This window comes from Geodermatophilus amargosae (genome assembly GCF_900116515.1).
GTDB lineage: Bacteria > Actinomycetota > Actinomycetes > Mycobacteriales > Geodermatophilaceae > Geodermatophilus > Geodermatophilus amargosae.
Genome location: NZ_FPBA01000059.1, coordinates 1 through 2,667, shown reverse-complemented (window position 1 = coordinate 2,667; position 2,667 = coordinate 1). Strand labels below are relative to the sequence as shown.

The 2,667-nt window shown below is 73.6% G+C and carries 4 protein-coding genes; 1 reads left to right on the top strand and 3 read right to left on the bottom strand.

Features of this window, described 5'->3' with window-relative positions:
* Positions 1-319: 319 nt before the first annotated feature.
* Positions 320-541, top strand: coding sequence for a hypothetical protein (locus BM414_RS28090; RefSeq protein ID WP_093585341.1), 222 nt, complete (start codon positions 320-322; stop codon positions 539-541).
* Between the two features lie 74 nt (positions 542-615).
* On the opposite strand, the gene BM414_RS28085 is transcribed toward BM414_RS28090, so the two are convergent.
* The 3 genes from BM414_RS28085 to BM414_RS28075 all read right to left on the bottom strand — a co-directional run.
* On the bottom strand, positions 616-1,086 hold the full coding sequence (locus BM414_RS28085; protein ID WP_093585338.1) for a hypothetical protein: 471 nt from the start codon (positions 1,084-1,086) through the stop codon (positions 616-618).
* A 468-nt stretch (positions 1,087-1,554) separates the two neighbouring features.
* Positions 1,555-1,992 carry a hypothetical protein gene (locus BM414_RS28080; RefSeq protein WP_139246138.1) on the bottom strand — a complete coding sequence of 146 codons (438 nt, stop codon included), beginning with the start codon at positions 1,990-1,992 and terminating at the stop codon, positions 1,555-1,557.
* Between the two features lie 201 nt (positions 1,993-2,193).
* Positions 2,194-2,667, bottom strand: a 474-nt coding sequence (locus tag BM414_RS28075; RefSeq protein WP_217644973.1) for a hypothetical protein, incomplete at its 5' end; no start/stop codon positions are given.

Genomic DNA, 2,667 nt, shown 5'->3' with positions numbered 1-2,667 from the left:
ACGTGGTCAGCGCCGCGCAGACCCAGCTCGCCTCGCTCGCCAAGGAGGCCGTGGGCGTCGACGCCTGATCCCGCAGGACACTCGGAGGGTCCACGCCCCGCTCGTCGGGGTGTGGACCCTCCGTGCGTCCGCGTGCCCTTCCGTCGCGCCGTGCCCGGTTAGCGCCTCGTTGCAGACGTCACCGGTGCGGCGGCCCGGCCGACCATGATCAAGTCCGACCGCGTGGCCAGCCGCGCGACCGGATCGCCGACTGCGGCGGCCTCGTGCCGGCCGTCGCGCCCGGCAGGGCGCCGCACCCGATGCGTGGTGCCGCGGCTGGGTGAGTGTCAGCGGCGTCCTCCCGGAGGAGTGCGGCACCTACCGGGCCGTGGTCGAGGACTACGTCCTCGGGCCGGTGGACAACGGCTCGGTCTCCGCGAGCCGTGGAGGCGTCACCGTCTCCCAGCCGGTCAGCAGCGACGAGGAGTACACCCTGCACGAGTACCCCTCGGACGAGGTGACCCTCTGCGGCGAGCGCCTCAGCAACCACCCGACGTTCTGACGCGGGCACGCGGCCACCGAGCGCCCCCGCCGCCTGCGCGGCGGGGGCGCTCGCGGCGTCGCGTCGGCGGTGGGTCAGGCCGCGTCAGCCCAGTCCTTGAACGCCTGCAGCACGGTCTTGTAGTCGACGTCCTTGTAGTAGAAGCGGATGTCCTTGGACGACGGCTCGCGGCCGGGGATGGAAAGCGCGAACTCCCACTGCTCCTTGCCGCCGGACGCGATCTTCACGCTGTCGATGTAGAGCGTGACCGTGCGCTTGTGCGACGGCGCGCTGTAGATCAGGCGCACGTACTTCGCCTGGCCCGTGCCCCCGGGCGCCTTGGCGTCGTAGCCGAGCTGGACGGCGTGCCGGACGACGTCGCGGGACGGCGTGCCGGCGGTCGCGGCCTCGTGCCGGGCGAGGAGCGCGAGGACGTCGGGGTCCTTGAGGAGCTCGGCCTCCGGGGCGTCCATGGTCACGGTCGTGACGCTGCCGTCGCTGTGGATGTAGATGTCCAGCTTGCCGGTGAAGGCGGGGTCCGGGTGGATGGTGATGGTGGCGGCCATCGCGTTTCTCCTGTCACTGACGGGTGGGATGAGAACGCGGGAGGATCTACGCTTTCTCGCGATAGGCGTCAACGAGCGCGAGAACCGATGTCCGGGCCCGGTCGCCTCTGGGCGGCCCAGGGACCGGGCGAGCGAGGATCTGCCCCGACATGACGCGGCGAGTGGGGGCCATGGCCGCGCGCGTTGCGGCTGGCTGCCCTCGGCCGGCTGCGCGTCGATCACGGCGAGGAGTCGACACGAGGAGTGGACCACCGCGGCGAGCGGCCGCGGCCCCGAGCGGAACGCCGGCGACACCGGGCTCAGCCGTCACCCCAGGTGAGGTCGGGTAGCGGCGCCGGGCAGCTGACCGTGCCGGTGACCGTGACCCACGTGATCTTGTCCGCGTCGCCGGACAGGAACTGCGGGCGGGCGACGCCGCGGTACGCGAAGGCGATGGCGGAGTTGTCCAGCGGGCCCGTGGCGACGATGTCAGGTTCGGCTTTCGGTGCCGTATCCAGGCATCTCCCATCCGTCGCCGTCGGCGGTGACACCGGTCAGCGACACATCGACGTCGCCGGTGTCTCCCAGCGGCCCGATCCGGGTGACCCGCAGTGCCCAGCCGCCATCGGGCAGTCCGTACTCGCCGGTGCCGGCCTCCGAGGTGGCCAGGTAGTTCAGCGCGTACACCTCAATGCCGGCCCGCGGGTTCGGCTGGTCGCCGCAGGTGACGCTCACCCGAGGATCGCCGCCGTCGAGGACGAAGCTGCCGGACCATCCTCCGCGAACCTCGACGGCGGCGCGCACAGTGCCCGCCGGGGGCAGTTTCGGCAGCGCCGGTCGGGGCGGCTCGTCGGCGACATCGCCGACGTAGCGGAGCGGGACGATGTCCAGTGGCGGTGGCGGTTCCGGCGTCGGCGACGGGGTCATGGCGCGCTCGCTGGGGGGTGCCGAACGGCTAGCCGTGGGCGGGGCAGGCGTCGTCGGGGCGGCGGCCGCGGTTGCCTCCGCGGCCGTGTCGTCCTGGTCGTCGGTGCAGTTCCCCAGGATGCACAGCGCGGCGACGGCGACCGCCCCAGCGTCAGCGCCCGGGCCACGCGTCATTCCGCGGTCGGCGGGGCCGGCGGCCGCTCATGCCCCGGCGCACAGCGAGCCGATCACCTGGCCGGAGCCGAACAGCGCCGGCGGGTCGGTGATCGCCAGCTCCCATGCGGCCGCGTCACCAGTGACCCAGGCGCGGATGTCCTCGGCGGTGGCCCGGGCGGCGTCCGCGCTGCCGGCCGGCACCGCCGCCACGACCGGGTCGATCGGCGCCGCTCCGGTGGCGTATTTAGCCAGCGCGGCGAGCAGCTGCGCTTCGCAGTCCTGGCCTGTCGGTGCCACGGGCGCCGGTGCGGCGGTGGCCACCGGCGGGGTGACCGGGCTGCGCGGCGGTGTGGACGCGCGCGGCGGTGGCAGGACTACGTCGACGTCGGCGGCCCCGTCGAGGACGGCGGGGACCAGGTCGGCGGTCCATGCGTCGAACGCGCCCTGCGCAGGCGTGGAGCCGCTCACGGTGATGGTGACCCGCACCTGCCCGCCTACCCAGCTAGTACTGCAACGGCA

Excerpts from the sequence above, each read along its gene's own strand:
- BM414_RS28080 (WP_139246138.1), bottom strand. The coding sequence starts at position 1,992 with ATGACCCCGTCGCCGACGCCGGAACCGCCACCGCCACTGGACATCGTC.
- BM414_RS28085 (WP_093585338.1), bottom strand. The coding sequence starts at position 1,086 with ATGGCCGCCACCATCACCATCCACCCGGACCCCGCCTTCACCGGCAAG.